The sequence below is a fragment of the Flagellimonas sp. CMM7 genome (assembly GCF_021390195.1).
GTDB lineage: Bacteria > Bacteroidota > Bacteroidia > Flavobacteriales > Flavobacteriaceae > Flagellimonas.
On record NZ_CP090003.1, the window covers coordinates 975,736 to 989,620 of the forward strand.

General features: G+C 37.1%; 15 protein-coding genes. 12 read left to right on the forward strand and 3 right to left on the reverse strand.

Annotated features, from left to right (window positions below; translation table 11 throughout):
• Window positions 1-88 precede the first annotated feature (88 nt).
• The 4 genes from LV704_RS04515 to LV704_RS04530 all read left to right on the forward strand — a co-directional run bounded on the left by LV704_RS04515 (window position 89) and on the right by LV704_RS04530 (window position 4,646).
• Window positions 89-1,855: an arylsulfatase gene (locus tag LV704_RS04515; RefSeq protein WP_163421532.1), complete on the forward strand. Its 1,767-nt coding sequence runs from the start codon at window positions 89-91 to the stop codon at window positions 1,853-1,855.
• Between the two features lie 264 nt (window positions 1,856-2,119).
• Window positions 2,120-2,929, forward strand: coding sequence for a phytanoyl-CoA dioxygenase family protein (locus LV704_RS04520; RefSeq protein ID WP_163421531.1), 810 nt, complete (start codon window positions 2,120-2,122; stop codon window positions 2,927-2,929).
• 71 nt (window positions 2,930-3,000) lie between these two features.
• Entirely contained in the window at window positions 3,001-3,810 is an 810-nt protein-coding gene (locus LV704_RS04525) for an energy transducer TonB (RefSeq protein WP_163421530.1), read from the forward strand.
• Between the two features lie 11 nt (window positions 3,811-3,821).
• Window positions 3,822-4,646, forward strand: a complete 825-nt coding sequence (locus tag LV704_RS04530) for an energy transducer TonB (RefSeq protein WP_163421529.1) — start codon at window positions 3,822-3,824, stop codon at window positions 4,644-4,646.
• A gap of 80 nt (window positions 4,647-4,726) precedes the next feature.
• Here LV704_RS04530 and LV704_RS04535 read toward each other — a convergent pair whose 3' ends face one another.
• Window positions 4,727-6,478 carry a hypothetical protein gene (locus tag LV704_RS04535; RefSeq protein WP_233782143.1) on the reverse strand — a complete coding sequence of 584 codons (1,752 nt, stop codon included), beginning with the start codon at window positions 6,476-6,478 and terminating at the stop codon, window positions 4,727-4,729.
• 28 nt (window positions 6,479-6,506) lie between these two features.
• Between LV704_RS04535 and LV704_RS19965 the strand changes: the two genes are divergently transcribed.
• From LV704_RS19965 to LV704_RS04560, 6 genes are all read left to right on the forward strand, one after another.
• Window positions 6,507-6,632 (forward strand): hypothetical protein, encoded by a 126-nt coding sequence (locus tag LV704_RS19965; protein WP_255695622.1) that lies wholly within the window; start codon window positions 6,507-6,509, stop codon window positions 6,630-6,632.
• A gap of 72 nt (window positions 6,633-6,704) precedes the next feature.
• The gene (locus LV704_RS04540; RefSeq protein ID WP_163421528.1) at window positions 6,705-7,418 is read left to right on the forward strand and encodes a response regulator transcription factor; all 714 of its coding nucleotides are present in this window, start codon (window positions 6,705-6,707) and stop codon (window positions 7,416-7,418) included.
• Between the two features lie 14 nt (window positions 7,419-7,432).
• Complete coding sequence (locus LV704_RS04545; RefSeq protein WP_163421527.1) at window positions 7,433-8,926, forward strand: cell wall metabolism sensor histidine kinase WalK; 1,494 nt, start codon at window positions 7,433-7,435, stop codon at window positions 8,924-8,926.
• Between the two features lie 36 nt (window positions 8,927-8,962).
• Complete coding sequence (egtB, locus tag LV704_RS04550) at window positions 8,963-10,123, forward strand: ergothioneine biosynthesis protein EgtB (RefSeq protein WP_163421526.1); 1,161 nt, start codon at window positions 8,963-8,965, stop codon at window positions 10,121-10,123.
• Between the two features lie 16 nt (window positions 10,124-10,139).
• Window positions 10,140-11,108, forward strand: a complete 969-nt coding sequence (locus LV704_RS04555) for an L-histidine N(alpha)-methyltransferase (RefSeq protein WP_163421525.1) — start codon at window positions 10,140-10,142, stop codon at window positions 11,106-11,108.
• A 3-nt stretch (window positions 11,109-11,111) separates the two neighbouring features.
• Entirely contained in the window at window positions 11,112-11,393 is a 282-nt protein-coding gene (locus LV704_RS04560) for a DUF427 domain-containing protein (RefSeq protein ID WP_163421524.1), read from the forward strand.
• Window positions 11,394-11,417: 24 nt separating this feature from the next.
• Here LV704_RS04560 and LV704_RS04565 read toward each other — a convergent pair whose 3' ends face one another.
• Window positions 11,418-11,714, reverse strand: coding sequence for an isoamylase early set domain-containing protein (locus tag LV704_RS04565; protein ID WP_163421523.1), 297 nt, complete (start codon window positions 11,712-11,714; stop codon window positions 11,418-11,420).
• 158 nt (window positions 11,715-11,872) lie between these two features.
• A complete protein-coding gene (locus tag LV704_RS04570) occupies window positions 11,873-12,952 on the reverse strand; it encodes an aminotransferase class V-fold PLP-dependent enzyme (protein WP_163421522.1) in 1,080 nt (359 codons plus the stop codon).
• 54 nt (window positions 12,953-13,006) lie between these two features.
• On the opposite strand from LV704_RS04570, the gene LV704_RS04575 reads away from it, so the two are divergent.
• On the forward strand, window positions 13,007-13,396 hold the full coding sequence (locus LV704_RS04575; RefSeq protein ID WP_163421521.1) for a 2TM domain-containing protein: 390 nt from the start codon (window positions 13,007-13,009) through the stop codon (window positions 13,394-13,396).
• Entirely contained in the window at window positions 13,393-13,884 is a 492-nt protein-coding gene (locus LV704_RS04580) for a dihydrofolate reductase (protein WP_163421520.1), read from the forward strand. Before LV704_RS04575 ends, LV704_RS04580 begins: the two co-directional genes overlap by 4 nt.
• Window position 13,885 lies beyond the last annotated feature (1 nt).

Below are 13,885 nucleotides of genomic sequence, written 5' to 3' on the forward strand. Positions count from 1 at the left end.
GCATTTCGGCATCCTGCAGTTTTGGTTTTATTGGGTAATATAAAGGTGTATATTATAGCTAATTAAATAAGTTAAAGCAAACCTACCTATGAGACTAAAAATTGGAAACATCTTTGTGCTGGCATGCTCTTGTTTGTTATTATGTTCTGTTAAAGGTTTTGCTCAGGAAAAACCACATCCAAACGTTATATTGATCATGACCGATGATCAGGGCTATGGTGACCTTGGCATTACAGGAAATCCACATGTACAAACCCCAGTGATAGATGAATTCGCTGCCGAAAGTGTTCGTTTTAACAACTTTTATGTCTCCCCGGTATGTGCTCCAACCCGTTCAAGTCTTTTGACAGGGCGATATTCGTTGCGCACAGGCATAAGGGATACGTACAATGGCGGTGCAATAATGGCATCAAGCGAGGTTACCATAGCCGAAATCCTAAAACAAGGAGGTTACAAAACAGGAGTTTTTGGCAAATGGCATTTGGGTGATAATTACCCAAGTAGACCAAATGACCAAGGTTTTGATGAATCCTTGATACATCTTTCCGGTGGAATGGGACAAGTCGGTGATATCACCACATATTTTAAAGGTGACAGAAGTTATTTTGATCCCGTACTGTGGCACAATAATAAGAAAGAAGCCTATAACGGTTATTGCTCGGATATTTTTACAGAAGAAGCTATAGTGTTTGTTGAAAAAAATAAAGATTCGCCCTTCTTCTGTTATCTCTCTTTTAATGCTCCGCACACACCTTTACAAGTGCCGGAAAAGTATTATCAAAAATATAAGGACATTGACCCGGCATCTGGTTTTGAGGATGATAGCAGACCCTTTTCAAAAATGACAGAAAAAGATAAAGAGGATGCCCGAAAAGTGTATGCTATGGTATCAAATATTGATGACAATTTAGGCAAACTCTTTAAAAAACTGGATGATCTAAATATTTCAGATAATACGCTCGTAATTTTTATGACCGACAATGGTCCGCAACAAACCAGATATGTGGGTGGTATGCGAGGTCGTAAAGGAACTGTTTATCAAGGCGGGGTCCGAGTGCCATTTTATGTTAGACATCCTTCATCTTTTGAGAAAAATATTGATATTGAAACCATGGCCTCACATATTGATGTCTTGCCAACAATAGCGCAAGTGTGCAATGTTGATTTACCGAAAGAAAGAACAATTGATGGTAAAAGTCTGTTACCCCTAATCATGGACAAAGAGGTTGATTGGGGCAACCGCCCCATGTTTTTTTATTGGACAAGACGTTATCCAGAACCTTATTTTAATATGGCATTACAAAAAGGAGGTTATAAACTGGTTGGAAAGACAAATTACAATGCCCCTATCAAGGACTTTGAGTTGTTCGACCTTGTAAAAGATCCATACGAACAAAATAACATCGTATTGGAAAATAAAAATCTAGCAAAAGACTTAAAAGCAGAGCTTGATGGTATCTACAATGAATTGATAGCTTCTGAGAATCTCATTGACCAACCCCGTATTATTGTTGGAAGTGAACAGGAGAATCCTATCATTTTAAACAGAAATGATGCTGGAGGACAACGTGGAATTTGGGATCAGGAGGAAATATATGGTAAATGGAGGGTCAGTATGGAAAAAGGGCACTATAACATAAAAATTAAGTTTATTAAGCCCGTTAAAGCCAATGGCAAAATGTATATAGAAGCCAATACCTTGGTGAAACAAATGGTAAACAAAAAAGAGGATACTGACATTATTGAGATGAAAAACGTCTTCTTTCCTAAAATGGATTGCGATTTGATACCCTTCTATGCCATCGACTCAAAAAATATATTCCCATTTTGGGTTGAAATGCAAAAGATAGATTAAGACCTGGCCTGTAAAAATAACTATAGATAATTGGGTTGAAAGTAGCATTATAAGGAGCATGTGTAATCAACAAAGTGTCAAGTTGGTTGTTCTTTTGAAGATTTTGAATTGCCTAACCACATCATATTAAAAGAGTTGCAATGATTCAAGCTAAAGAATGTAATGATAAGTGGAAAATCAAAAAAAATGATATACGAAACGCTTTTGCTTTAAGAGTCAACAGGTTATGACTTTTCCTTAACTTTATGTTTTTAGAACATTGTTATGAATCTCGACATCCTTCAACAACCTTTTCCTTTAAGCAAGGCACAAATCGATTTTTATCAACAAAATGCTTTTATAAAAATCAAAGAAGTACTGCCTCCAAACGTGCTTGCCCATATCAATGCAGTGATATCAACCAAAGTAAACGAGCTAAATACCCAAACCACTGCCCTTGATGAGCGTGATACCTATGGCAAGGCTTTTTTACAGATTTTTAATCTATGGACCCAAGATGAACAGATCAAGGAAATTATGTTCAGTAAACGGTTGGCACAATTAGCTTCTGATCTCATGGAAGTAGATGGTGTGCGTATGTACCATGACCAAGCTCTCTTTAAAGAAGGTGGTGGAGGCATAACCCCTTGGCATGCCGATCAGTATTATTGGCCATTGTCCACCGAAAAGGTCATTACCGCCTGGATTCCCTTACAAGGAGTACCCATGGAAATGGGACCACTTGAATTTGCCGCTGGCAGTCAAAACATTTTAACAGGCAGGGACTTATCCATTAGCGATGAAAGTGAGGCCTTAATTGGAGAAAAATTACGTTTAACAGATTGTACCAAAATATCTGAACCTTTTGATATTGGGGAAATTAGTTTTCATTCTGGATGGATTTTCCACAGAGCGGGTGCAAACACCACCGATCAAACCAGAAAGGTGATGACAGCCATTTACATGGACAAGGACATGGTTTTAAAAGAACCGGAAAACGATGGTCAAATAAATGACTGGAAAACATGGTGTCCAGGCGTGAAAATTGGTTCGATCATCGATTCACATCTGAACCCTGTTCTTTTTGAGCAATAAAGCATACTAGGAAATCCCTTTGATTTTGTTTCTTAACCATTTATCTTGACGAATCATTACCACCGCTTCTTATGAAAAAGCTACTTTTTTTGGGTTTTATTTTTTGCTTTCATACTGCTATTGCACAACAACAGTATAGGTACAAAGTTAATGAAGTGGATGAACTTCCTATTATTAACAAAATCGAATGCCAAATTCCTGCTTCGCTAGAATGTTTCACCCTACAGTTAAATGCCCATATCGCGACCAACTTTCAGTATCCTGCAGAAGCCCTAGAAAAGGAAATAACCGGAAAAGCGTATGTGCAGTTTTTAGTTGACTCGTTGGGAATGATTTCCAAAATTCAAGTCAGATCCATGGAAAAATCTTTTGAAGAGGAGAGTATTCGAATCATGAAGACTCTACCTCAAATAGTTCCTGCTAAAAAAAATGGAAAACCTGTTGCATTTTCTCATAGTTTTCCCATAGTGTTCAACCTGAAAATGGAAAAAGAGCCTGTATTGGAGAGAATTCCGCCAATAGCCTGTGAAGACGCTGCTGTTCCTCCAGTTTTTATTGGGTGTAGAAAATCCAAAAATGGAAAAAAATGCTTTGAGGAAAGGCTTTTTGAGCTTATTACCAAGTCCAAAAAACTCTATTTAGGGGATGGTGAAAAATTTAGCGGTAAAGTCAGCGTCTATTTTGAAATCAACAAAGACGGAATTATTTCAAACGCTATTGCAGTAACCACCTTTCCGGAAGCCAAAAAAGCTGTCGAAAATTATCTTACCTCAAAAGAAGTAATACTAGAGCCTGCAAAAAACAAAGAACAACTACCTATAGATTCTTATTTTAAAACTGATTTCAATTTACTTGCGGTTGGACGAACATCTAACCGCTGATGATCAAAACTATGAAAAAGGAACTCTCGCTAATTTGTTGTCTGTTTTGCTTTTCCTTTAGTAATGCTCAATCACAGATTGAGTATTTTCCGCAAGAACAGCTGATTCATCCAAATAATTCAACGGAGCAAAATCATAACACCTATTTGTTCAATGACGTAAAAAACAAAATGTTCTCTGTTCTATCACAAAAAAAGAATTTATCAGCTTTTAAGAAATATAGAAATGATACTATCAACTTTGTTCTGGGTTTTATAGTAGATGCCCAAGGCAGGCTAATTCTAGAAAAAAGTGATTTTAATTGTAGCAAGTCAAAACTATTGCAAAAGTTTGATGATGACATGAAAGAAATATTGGCATCGCTTCCAAAATTTGAAATAATCAATAGAAAGCCTGAACCCGTAATCTCCCATCACTTTCTATACTATCGGTTTGCGTTACAGGGCAAAAAAAGTCCAGTTTTAAAATATATTCCTAGTGCAGATGAGTATTTAGGAGGAGTTATTCAAGAAATTCCCATTTTCCCAGGCTGTGAAAATCTTTCACAGGAAGAAACGGCCCAGTGTCTTCAAAGTATGATGGAACAGCATATTGCCAAAAATTTCATTTATCCAAGTGATGCCTATGAAAACAGGATATCTGGGACAGTAAATGTGGTTATGGACATTACTGAAGAGGGGATAACTGAAAACCTACGCGTTCTGGGAAGACCGCATGGATCATTGCGAAAAGAAGCTTTTAGGATAATAAAACTTTTGCCCAAAATGCAACCTGGTAAGCGCAATGGAAAACCAGATGAGTTCACGTATTCCATACCCGTGATATTTCAACTATAAAAAAACACCCAAGTCTTCACTTGGGTGCTTAACAAACAATTAAACAAAGTCACTTCTTTTCTTTTTCATGCTTACCTTTCTTAATGGGGCAGTTCTCTTTTCACTTTTATGGAATTGGAAAGGTCATAAAAGCCATTCAAGTCAGCCACGTTCATTCCAGCTTCCAATCCAGATAGACTTTCCTCATAGGTAATATGCCAGATAAAGCATACTCCAACACCGGCAGCATCAAAATCCACCCCTTCAACAGCGTCTATTGTTGGTGGCAAGCCTAGAATGTTATTATTCTCGTCTGTGATCACCCAGCCTTGTTTTGATCCATTCAAATTGGCATCATCCAAATAGATTCCACTTACCATATCTGGGGTGCCATCTACCTTAAATAAAAATGGACCTCCACTAATGTACCCTGCATTCAATGGATTTCTGTTGACCACCACAAAATTGGAAAGGTGAAAATTACCAGACAGGTCGTTTAAATTCTGTCCACCCTCCAATCCGGACAGTTCCCCGGAATAGGTTAAATGGAATATGTAACAAGAACCTACACCCGCGCCATCAAAATCAACTCCTTTTACAGCATCTAAAGTAGGAGGTACTCCCAAAATGTTTTTGGAATCGTCCGTGATCACATATGTCTGTGCAGCGCCATTAAGTTCTGAGTCATCTAAGGCAATAGCACTTACCATATCTGGTGTACCATCCACAACAAAGTTATATGGTCCCCCTGCAAGGGTTCCAGCGTTCAATGCATTTCTATTAACCACTACAAAGTTGGAAAGAGCAAAATTGCCCGACAGGTCATTCAAGTTCTGTCCACCTTCGAGTCCGGACAAATCACCAGAATAGGTCAAATGGAATATATAGCAAGAACCTACACCTGCTCCATCAAAGTCAACACCTTTTACAGCTTCCAAAGTAGGAGGTATTCCCAAGATATTTTTAGAATCATCCGTAATTACATAAGTCTGGGCATCACCTGAAACCTCAGAATCATCCAACGCAATAGCACTCACCATATCTGGTGTGCCATCTACAATAAAGTTATATGGACCTCCAGATAATGTTCCTGCATTTAATGGGTTTCTATTAACCACTACAAAGTTGGAAAGAGCAAAATTACCCGACAGGTCATTCAAGTTCTGTCCACCTTCCAATCCAGTTAACTCACCAGAATAGGTTAGATGAAAGATATAGCAAGAGCCTACTCCTGCTCCATCAAAATCAACCCCCATTACAGCTTCTAAAGTAGGAGGTATTCCCAAAATGTTTTTAGAATCGTCCGTGATTACGTAAGTCTGTGCGTCACCAGAAAGCATTGTATCGTCTAAAGTAACAGTGCTCACCATATCCGGTACACCATCTACAACAAAATTGTATGGGCCGCCAGATAGCATTCCCGCATTTAAACCATTTCTAGTAACGGTCAATGAATTGGAAAGGTCATAATCACCTGCTAAGCCGCTAGTATTTAAACCAGCTTCCAATCCTTGGAGTCCATCTTCATAAACAATATGCCATATAAGACATATTCCTGCTCCTGCCTCATCAAAATCCACCCCTTCTACAGCTTCCAATGTAGGTGGAAGTCCTAAAATATTCCCGGCATCATCTGTAATTACATACCCTCTATTACTACCAACTATATCATTGGCATCTAAGGTAATTCCACTTACCATATCAGGAGTTCCATCAACGGTAAAAGTAAAAGGCCCGCCAGATAAGATTCCCGCATCTAGCACAATGGGATTGTCATCATCTGTATCTCCTTTACAAGAGACCAGCAGTATTCCGATACTCATTAGCATCAATACTGATTTTAAGTTGCTCATTTTCGTGTGTTTTTAAATTGTTCCACAAATGAAAGAGGAAGTTGTTGCAGAAGTATCACATAAAAATCAAAATTCATTACAGTTTGATTATCAGATTATTAATATAAAAACAATGACTTTTTGTAAAGATTTGGCCCAAAAACTGACTTCTTAAGGAGTATCCTATTAAAAATTTGTAGAAAACGGTGAACTTTCCGTGATACTTTAGCATTTAATTCGTTGCGTCATGAAAAAAGTATTGATTGTTGAGGATGATATTGAAATCATCCGACTTTTAGAAATACACCTTAAAGATTTGGGCTGTCAGGTTATAACAGCCAATAGAGGTGATGTTGGGTTGAGAAAGGCAATCAATGAAAATCCAGACTTGGTTATTCTAGATGTAATGCTTCCAGAAATGGACGGAATTGAAATCTGCCAGAAGATTAGAGCGAACAATATTAAATCACCTATTATGATGCTTACTGCTCGTTCTGAAGAGATAGATAAGGTATTGGGATTGGAAGTGGGTGCTGATGATTATTTAACGAAGCCATTTAGCGTTCGTGAGTTTATTGCCCGAGTGAAAGCTATTTTCAGAAGACAGAAGATGGATATTATGGAACCATCTTCGGAGAAAAACGCCAAATTGATGGAATTTGATATACTTTCCATAGATATAGATATGCGCAAGGTGCTTTTAGATGGCAAGAAAATAGAACTTTCTCCCAAAGAATTTGAACTCCTGGTGCTTTTGTCCTCCAACCCCGGTAAGAGCTATGATCGCACAAAATTATTGAACATGATTTGGGGGTATGATTTTAAAGGATATGAGCATACAGTAAATTCCCATATTAATCGTCTACGTTCTAAAATTGAACCAGACATGAGCAATCCAAAATTTATTTTGACCACATGGGGAGTAGGATATAAATTCAATGAAGAGCTTATGGAAGCCTAACCAAACCGCTACACATGAAAAACAATATACTATCTGTTAGATTTATCCTAAAACTCACCCTTTCTTTCTTAGCCATTCTTTTGTTGGCGGGTATTGGATATACGATTACCTCCATCTATTTATCTAATAAGTATTTCTACGAGACCACACAACGTTTACATGCCAATCTTGCACAAGATTTAATTGAAGAAAAATTTAAGGACACTCATCCTTTTGATTCTACTGGAACGGTGAACAAAGCTCTTTTTGGAGACATTATGCACGATATGATGGCCGTGAACCGAGCCATAGAAGTGTATTTATTGGATAATTCTGGAAACGTACAGTATTCAGTTGTCCTTGACCATGATGCCCCAGAAACCAAGCAGAAAAAGGTCAATCTAGCTCCCATAAAAAAGTTCATCAATGAAAAAGGCAGTAGTTATACTTTAGGTGATGACCCTAAAGATTTATCTAAACAAACCATTTTTTCGGCGGCCCATTTTAATAAAGATGGACATGAAGGTTATGTTTACATTATCCTGGCCGGAGAAGATTTTTTAGCTACACGTAGTGATTTATTCAACAGTTATTTTATGCGTTTAGGACTTGGCGGGTCATTGTTAACATTGGTATTTGCAACCCTTTTGGGCATATTGGCCATTTGGTACCTCACCAGAAGTTTGAGGAAAATTATTTATGCCGCCAAACGGTTTCAACAAGGTGATTTAGAATATCGAATTGAAAATGCAGAAAGAACAGATTTGGCCAATGTGGCCAGTACTTATAATAGCATGGCAGACACCATATTATCTGATATTGAAAAAATAAAATCTGTTGAACAGTTACGACAGGAATTGATTGCAAATATTTCCCACGATTTACGCACACCACTATCCATTATACAGGGCTATATTGAAACACTTCACATGAAAAACGATGAGCTTTCTGCTGAGGAACGGGCCAAATATCTAAAAACCGTTACCCGCAGTAGTGAACGTCTTTCCAAATTGGTCTCCCAGCTTTTTGAATACTCAAAGCTGGAGGCCAACCAAATTCAGCCCGAAAAAGAACCTTTTTTAATTAGCGAGTTGGCCAATGATATTCACAGGAACTATTCCTTATTGGCCGAACAAAAGAACATTGATTTAAAGTTATCCATGGCGGAAGGTGTTCCATTGGTTTTTGCTGATATCTCCCTAGTTGAAAGAGCTATCCAAAATTTGATGGATAACGCTTTAAAATTCACTCCGAAAGGTGGTGAGGTTACCGTAAAAATTGAAACGGAAAACGATCATGTCGAGGTGATCATTCAAGATTCCGGTCCAGGAATTAAAAAAGACAATCAAGCATTGATTTTTGAGCGGTACAGACAAACCAAAGTGGGGCAAGAAAAGGAGGGTGCTGGTCTAGGGCTTGCCATTGTAAAGAAAATTATGGAGATACATGATAGTAGAATCAAGGTGTTCAGTAAACCAAATGAAGGCACTTCCTTTAGTTTTAGTCTTCCCGTTTATGCGGTAAACTAGGCCTTATTCTTTATCTTTAAGGTGTAAAACGTTTCTATGATTCTTACCGATTCCCTCTTGGATTCCTTTTTGGAAACCAGAAAACATTCCGAAGATATCTGTCAACCTTTAGAAATTGAAGACTATGTAGTTCAACCTGTGATAGATGTAAGTCCACCTAAATGGCACTTGGGGCACACCACCTGGTTTTTTGAGGAATTTGTTCTAAAACCCTATGCCAAGAATTACACCTTGTTTGATGAAGATTTTTCTTTTGTCTTCAATAGTTATTATGAAACCGTTGGAAAAAGAGTGGTCCGTTCAGACAGAGGGAACTTATCCAGGCCATCCGTAAAAAAGGTTTATGAGTATAGGAAATATGTTACCGAGGGTATTAAAAAGTTTTTGGAAACAAGCCAAAACGAAGAGGTCAATTCTATTCTAGAAATAGGTATCCACCATGAAAAGCAACACCAAGAACTGTTATTGACGGATATTAAATACATCCTGGGAAACAACCCATTACTGCCTGTATATTCAAAAACATTTGAAGATTATCCTATTGAAAGCCACCGGCAAGATTGGATTGCTGTGGAAGAAGGAATTTATGAGATAGGGCATAATTCCAATGATTTCTGTTTTGACAATGAATTGGGAAGACACAAAGTATATCTGCACCCCTATGAAATTTCCAACAAATTGGTTACCAATAGAGAGTTTATTGAGTTTATTAAAGCAGGAGGCTACCAACGTTTTGACATTTGGCATGCCGAAGGATGGGATTGGGTGACCCAAAATCAAATTGTTGCACCTTTCTACTGGCATAACATTGATGGAGAGTGGCACAACTACACTGCCCAAGGTCTTCAAAAAGTAAAAGAAGAAGCCCCATTAACCCATATTTCTTATTTTGAGGCTTTTGCCTTTGCACAATGGAAAGGGTTAAGGCTGCCAACAGAATTTGAATGGGAAGCCGCCCAAACATTTTTTCCATGGGGCAAACGTTGGGAATGGACTGAAAGCGCCTATCTTCCCTACCCCAATTATCAAAAAGCAGATGGTGCTCTAGGTGAATACAATGGTAAGTTCATGGTTAGCCAAAAAGTACTGAGAGGAGGCTCTGTAGCAACACCCATAAAGCATACAAGACATACCTATAGAAATTTTTTCCACCCCCAATTAAGATGGCAATTTACCGGTTTAAGGTTAGCCAAATAACTACGACATATCTACTATGCAAAACAATGAAGTAACAACCTTTGCCTCAACTTTTGAGCAAGAGGTCTATGAAGGGTTAACCGCATATCCCAAGCATTTGTCTTCCAAATATTTTTATGATGAAATAGGCGACAAATTGTTTCAAGATATTATGGCCATGCCCGAATACTATCTCACGGATTGTGAGTTTAACATTCTTGAAGAAAACAAAGCTGAAATTGCAAAACTTTTTGGAAAAAGTGGCGAACCTTTTAGTCTTTTTGAATTAGGGGCGGGAGATGGAAAAAAGACAAAGATTTTACTGCGCTATTTTACAGAAAATAATATCTCTTTTGATTATAGACCTATTGATATCAGTCAAAACGCACTTGATCAATTGGAAGAATCCTTAAGTAAGGAAATCCCAGAAGTTGAAATAAATACCCTGCAAGGCACTTATTTTGACACTTTGAGAGATATTGACAATGCCAACGGAAGAAAAAAGGTAATTCTATTTCTTGGCTCTAACATCGGCAATCTCTTACATCCTCAAGCTATAGAGTTCTTAAGAAATATGAGGGATTCTATAAATGAAGAAGATTTGATCTTTATGGGATTTGATCAGAAAAAAAATCCACAGACCATATTGGACGCTTATAACGACAAAACGGGCATTACCGAAGCTTTCAACAAAAATATTCTAGCCCGCATCAATAAAGAAATGGGCGGAAACTTTAATTTGGACAAGTTTTTACATTGGGAAGTATATGATCCAGAAACAGGAACCGCCAAGAGTTATTTGGTGTCAAAAGAAGAGCAAAGCGTTTGGATTGAAAGTTTGGAGCTAGAAATACGTCTTAAAGCATGGGAAACCATTCATACTGAAATTTCCCAAAAATACGATGATGTTATTGTGGAATGGTTGGCAGAAAAAGCCGACCTAAAAATAGTCACAGAATTCACCGATACTGAACAACAGTATAAAAATTATGTTTTTAAAAAATAGTTTATGAAAGCAATTTGGAACAACACGGTAATAGCAGAAAGTAATGATACAGTAGTTATAGAAAACAATCACTATTTCCCCGAAGAAAGCATTAAAAAGGAATTTTTTAAGCCCAGTGACACACACACGACCTGTCCGTGGAAAGGTGTTGCTTCTTACTATTCATTGGAAGTTGATGGAAAACAAAATGCAGATGCAGCTTGGTATTACCCAGAAACAAGTGAACTTGCAAAATCCATTAAGGGAAAGGTTGCCTTTTGGAAAGGAGTCACCATTGAAGCATAACCTTCAATGGCGACTTTAAAAGATTTATATCTCTAGAACGGCATTTTCTGTTCCAGCATAATCGTTCCATTGAAAACGGTCAGCGTCTGTATCATTAATATATGATCCATCTACCAAGTATCTAAACTCATATGTATTTTCTTTAGGCAGTTCAAACGTTCCTTTGAATGTTCCGTTTTTCAACTTTTTCAAAGTACTTCCTTTTGGGTTCCAATTGTTGAAATCGCCAACTACTGCTACTTTCTTTGCTTCTTCTGCAGGCACAGTGAATGTAACTTTACAAACAGGCTTGCTTTTAAGGTATTGTTTTTTTATCGCCATGGTATTTTTCTTTTTAAAATCAGACGCAAAACAATACATAAAACGGCTTACTTACAATAAGTTAAGTTCGATTTATCATATTAATAAAATGCGACTAACAATAGGGTTACATCTACAAAATTAGTGTTTGATTTTTCAAAAAAAATGATATTTATCACTTAGGGTTTTAGCATATCCACAATTGCATCAATCTCATTTTCCGTGTTATAGAAGTGAAAACTTAAGCGAATACCGTTACCCCGTAACGCACAAACAACATTTTGTTCCTCAAGCTTTTTAAAAAGTTGGTTATCTCCCTTAATGTTAAAGATGGTACTATGTTGGTTTCTGTGCACAACACTTTTTTCCAAAAGATTCAATGTGGAAAATTCTGCTTTGGCTTTGGATGACAATTTTTCCATTTGGGTTGAAATATGATTCATACCAATGTTCTTCAAAAAATTCAATGAAAATTGTAGGCTTCCAAAGTTGAATGAGTCCAAATGCCCTGGCTCTAAATATTTACAGAAAGGGATATCGTCTCTTTTATCAATCTCTCTATCCACAGAACCATTTCCTATAAATTTAAGATCAAAACGTTCTTTAGCTCCTTCCTTAACCAAAACAAACCCATTACCATAACCAGACAACAACCATTTATATGAGCTTGCTCCCAAAACATCTATACCAGAATCTTGAAAATTGAATTCTTGTGTACCACAGAATTGAGTGCCGTCAGCAATAATCAATAGGTTTTTAAAATCGTTTTTAAGTTTCTTCAGAAAATCTAGATCTATCTTGATACCGTTCACCCATTGTACAATACTCAGTGCCAAGACATCAATTTTTCCCGTCTGTATCTTCTCGTAGATTCTCTCCTCCAGTTTTTCACCAATTTCAACATATTCTCTATTAAAATCCCTAGTCTCAAAAGGCCAATTTAAAGATGGATAATCATCCTTTAAAAGAAGTATGTTTTGTTTCTTTGGCAATCCCTCTAGGAGCATATTAAGACCTAAAGTAAAATTGGGCACCAATGCAACATTTTCTGTTTTACAACTAAAAAAATCACCTACTGCATCCCTTACATTCGACATATCCTCAAAACTCTTCATTTTCATCTCACTCCCTCCGATCAGATAATCTAAATCATGTTCTTGCCTCCATTCCAAGAGATCTTCATATAATAGACCGGTTGCTGCAGTATTCGCGTATATGCATTGCTTTAAAACAGGGAATTTCTTTCTTAAGTTTTGCATTGATAATGTTTTGTATGTAATTCAATTATATTTGCTTATAAAGATAGCCATTCAATGTTATCAAGAAAGAAAGAACAAAACCCTGTTGATATTGAACAGCATGAACTTTTGGAAAATGCCCAAAAGCGAATTCGTCAAAAAAAAAGACTGTTTTCCCATTTTGTACTTTTTCTAATAGGTAGTGTTTTTCTTGTCTTAATCAATAAAATCCTAAAGTACGGTGAAGCCTACGATTGGTTTATTTGGGCCATTCTTTTATGGGCATTTTTGTTCATAATACATGCATTCAATGTTTTTGTTACCCATAAGTTCATGGGACAAAATTGGGAGAGACAACAGCGAGAAAAATTGGTGAGCAAACAAAAGAGCCGTATTGCAGAAATTCAAAAGGAAATTGATACCGATTTCCCACTTTCTAAAATCAATAAAAAAAAAGATTTGTGAGGCGATTGATTATTATTGCAGCAGCTGGAGAGAACAACGCCCTAGGCATAAACAACGATCTTCCTTGGCATCTACCGGATGATTTTAAGCGTTTCAAAGCTTTGACCACTGGCCATAAAATTATTATGGGTCGTAAAACCTTAGAAAGTTTTCCAAAGGCACTACCAAATAGGGAACATATTGTAGTTACAAGAGATAAAAATTACAACCCTAAATTTCCCTGTACAATGGCACATTCAATAGAGAATGCTATAGAATTAGTAATAGATAAAGAGTCTGCATTTATTATCGGGGGTGGCGAAATCTATAGACAAGCTATGGAATTTGCAACAGATATTGAGTTAACAAGAATTCATGATTCTTTTGAAGCTGATACTTTTTTTCCACCAATTGATACAAACGAGTGGGAACTGGTCAATGAAGTTCACCATCCAAAAGACGAGAAACATCAACATGATTTTACTTACCTCACCTATCGTAGAATGTAAG

Excerpts from the sequence above, each read along its gene's own strand:
- LV704_RS04540 (WP_163421528.1), top strand. The coding sequence starts at position 6,705 with ATGAAAAAAGTATTGATTGTTGAGGATGATATTGAAATCATCCGACTT.
- LV704_RS04515 (WP_163421532.1), top strand. The coding sequence starts at position 89 with ATGAGACTAAAAATTGGAAACATCTTTGTGCTGGCATGCTCTTGTTTG.
- LV704_RS04525 (WP_163421530.1), top strand. The coding sequence starts at position 3,001 with ATGAAAAAGCTACTTTTTTTGGGTTTTATTTTTTGCTTTCATACTGCT.
- LV704_RS04560 (WP_163421524.1), top strand. The coding sequence starts at position 11,112 with ATGAAAGCAATTTGGAACAACACGGTAATAGCAGAAAGTAATGATACA.
- LV704_RS04555 (WP_163421525.1), top strand. The coding sequence starts at position 10,140 with ATGCAAAACAATGAAGTAACAACCTTTGCCTCAACTTTTGAGCAAGAG.
- LV704_RS04520 (WP_163421531.1), top strand. The coding sequence starts at position 2,120 with ATGAATCTCGACATCCTTCAACAACCTTTTCCTTTAAGCAAGGCACAA.
- LV704_RS04535 (WP_233782143.1), bottom strand. The coding sequence starts at position 6,478 with ATGAGCAACTTAAAATCAGTATTGATGCTAATGAGTATCGGAATACTG.
- LV704_RS04530 (WP_163421529.1), top strand. The coding sequence starts at position 3,822 with ATGAAAAAGGAACTCTCGCTAATTTGTTGTCTGTTTTGCTTTTCCTTT.
- LV704_RS04565 (WP_163421523.1), bottom strand. The coding sequence starts at position 11,714 with ATGGCGATAAAAAAACAATACCTTAAAAGCAAGCCTGTTTGTAAAGTT.
- egtB (WP_163421526.1), top strand. The coding sequence starts at position 8,963 with ATGATTCTTACCGATTCCCTCTTGGATTCCTTTTTGGAAACCAGAAAA.
- LV704_RS04575 (WP_163421521.1), top strand. The coding sequence starts at position 13,007 with ATGTTATCAAGAAAGAAAGAACAAAACCCTGTTGATATTGAACAGCAT.
- LV704_RS04545 (WP_163421527.1), top strand. The coding sequence starts at position 7,433 with ATGAAAAACAATATACTATCTGTTAGATTTATCCTAAAACTCACCCTT.
- LV704_RS04570 (WP_163421522.1), bottom strand. The coding sequence starts at position 12,952 with ATGCAAAACTTAAGAAAGAAATTCCCTGTTTTAAAGCAATGCATATAC.
- LV704_RS19965 (WP_255695622.1), top strand. The coding sequence starts at position 6,507 with ATGAAAGAGGAAGTTGTTGCAGAAGTATCACATAAAAATCAAAATTCA.